Genomic DNA, 2,583 nt, shown 5'->3' with positions numbered 1-2,583 from the left:
CACTCCGCGCATCGCATGCAACAGATTTCACCGACCTTCGCTGGCTTGGAGAAGCGACTGAAGCGGCATGTGAATGGGTTCGTCAAAACGCTCGAGCTGGACATGAGCGGGCGCGAGTTGGCGATGACGGATTGTTGGGTGAACATCATGCCGCAGCAGGTGTCGCACAGCATGCACTTGCATCCGCTGTCGACGATCAGCGGCACTTACTACGTGCAGACGCCGAAAGGCTGCGCGGGTTTGAAATTCGAAGATCCGCGCCTGGAGAAATTCATGGCGGCGCCGCCGCGTCGGGCCGATGCGAGCCCGGCGAATCGGCTGTGGTCAGTGATGCCGGCCGAAGCCGGCAAAGTCGTGTTGTTCGAGAGTTGGCTCAGACATGAGGTGGCGGCCAATCCGGTCGCCGGCGAACGGATCAGCATCAGTTTCAACTACAACTGGTTCTAGCCAAACACCGCCGGCAACTCTCGTAGCACTCGGTGCACGAACTGCACACAGATCGAACCTTCGCCCACGCCTGAAGCAACGCGCTTCACGCTGCCTGATCGGACGTCGCCGACGGCGAACACACCGGGCAAGCTGGTCTCCATCAGATACGGCGCGCGGTCGAGTGGCCAGCGCGCCGCCGTCAACTCGTCCTTGCTCAAGTCGGCGCCAGTGCGCACGAAGCCCTTCTCATCCAAGTTCACACAATTCTTCAGCCACTCCGTGTTCGGCGCCGCGCCGGTCATTAGAAACACATGCCGAATCGGTTGGGTCTGTCGCTGGCCGCCGCGCGCCTCGGTCCAGGTGACACTCTCCAACTCATGCTCGCCTTCCAGCGAGCTGATTTGAGTGCGCGTGTGCAACGTGATGTTGGGCGACTCTTCGATCCGGCGAATCAAATAATGCGACATGGTCTCGGCCAGCCCTTCCGAGCGCACCATGATGTGGACATGACGACAGCCGCTGGCTAGAAACACCGCCGCCTGTCCCGCCGAATTGCCGCCGCCGACCACGATGATCTCTTCGTTCTGGCACATCTTGCCTTCGAGATGAGTGGCCGCGTAGTACAAGCCCACGCCGGTGTATCTATCCAAATTCGGCAGCTCCGGCTTGCGATATTGAGCGCCGGTCGCAATCAGCACAGTGCGCGCCTTCGCGACGCGACCGTCTGCCATCTCGACCCGATACGGCCAGGAGTCACAGTGCAAAGCCACCGCATCACAAGCGACATGAAAGCGCGCGCCGAACTTTTGTGATTGCACCAACGCGCGACCAGCGAGCGCCTGGCCGGAAATGCCCGTCGGAAAGCCGAGATAATTTTCGATGCGCGAGCTGGTGCCCGCCTGACCGCCGGGAGCAAAACTATCGATCACTCGCACATCCAAGCCTTCGGATGCGGCATACACGGCGCCGGCAAGCCCCGCCGGCCCGGCACCCACGACCAGCACGTCGTGGATCGCTGCCACATCGATGTCCGGATTGATCTCGGCAAACTCCGCCACTTGGCGCAGATTGGCTTTGCGAAGCGCGCGACCGCCGCGACCGATCACGGCAGGCACGTCGGCGACCGTTAGACCCGCGCGCTCCAACAATCCTGCCGCTTCCGCATCGACCTCAGCATCGAGATAAAAATGCGGATGCGCGTTGCGAGCCAGAAACTCACGCAGTAACAACGTGTGTCCGCAGTAACGCGAGCCAATCAAAGTCATCTCGCTGTTCGGCGCCGAGATCAACCCCATGCGACGCAGAATGAACGCACGCATGAATATCTCGCTGAGTTCCGCATCGGTCTGCACGACCACGCGCAAATCGTGATCGCTGACGACCAGAACTTCGCCCGCATCGAGCACCGACACGCGCACGAATCCAGGCACGCCACGCAACGTGCTCATCTCGCCCGCGAAATCGCCCGGACCGAGCGGCCGTACCACTTGCTCGTCCACGCCCGGCACGGTGATCTGCAGAGTGCCGGTCAACACCACCAGCATTTTCCGTTCGTGGTCGCCGGGCTCGATCAACACCTGCCCCGCCGCTGTCGCGAGATGCGTGCCGTGCGGCTCCAGGCGCGCGATCTGCGCCTTGGTGAGCCGAGGAAACATTTGTTCGGCACGCTTCTCGTACAGTTCGTTGGGCATGACGCTGACCTTATTTATTCAAAGACGCGGCCACCAGGTCGAACAACGACTGCATGCCGGCTGACACATCGTGAATCGTACCGTTCACGAAAATGCCCGGCGTGCCACGCACCCCGCTGCGCTTGCCGCCGTCGATGTGTTCGCGAATTCGCTGCCGATAGATCTCATCGTCCATCTCAGCGGTGTAGCGAGCCATGTCCAGATGCAGCTGCTCGGCGTAGCTGTGCAACTGAGTGCTCTTCAGATGCAGCTGATTGGTAAACAGCAGGTCGTGCATTTGCCAGAACTTGCCCTGGGCCGCGGCGACTTCCGCTGCCTCGGCGGCGGCAAGTGCATGGGGATGCACTTCTTCCAGTGGGAAATGGCGGAACACCAACCGCACCTGCTGTGGGAAACGCTGTAACAACAACTTCAGCGACGGCGCCGCTTGTTTGCATGTCGGACATTCGAAATCGCCGTACTC

General features: G+C 61.1%; 3 protein-coding genes. 1 reads left to right on the top strand and 2 read right to left on the bottom strand.

What is annotated here, in order from left to right; genetic code table 11:
- The coding region (locus JNL55_RS25010) for a TIGR02466 family protein (protein ID WP_293860708.1) at positions 1-447 on the top strand (447 nt) is incomplete at its 5' end.
- Here JNL55_RS25010 and JNL55_RS25005 read toward each other — a convergent pair.
- On the bottom strand, positions 444-2,120 hold the full coding sequence (locus JNL55_RS25005; RefSeq protein WP_293860705.1) for an FAD-dependent oxidoreductase: 1,677 nt from the start codon (positions 2,118-2,120) through the stop codon (positions 444-446). The genes JNL55_RS25010 and JNL55_RS25005 overlap by 4 nt on opposite strands.
- 10 nt (positions 2,121-2,130) lie before the next feature.
- Positions 2,131-2,583 (bottom strand): DsbA family protein (locus JNL55_RS25000; RefSeq protein ID WP_293860702.1); only part of this gene is annotated, 453 nt, incomplete at its 5' end.

The sequence above is a fragment of the Steroidobacter sp. genome (assembly GCF_016790065.1).
GTDB lineage: Bacteria > Pseudomonadota > Gammaproteobacteria > Steroidobacterales > Steroidobacteraceae > Steroidobacter.
Note: the sequence above shows the minus strand (reverse complement) of the source record. Positions and strands in the feature narration are given on the sequence as shown.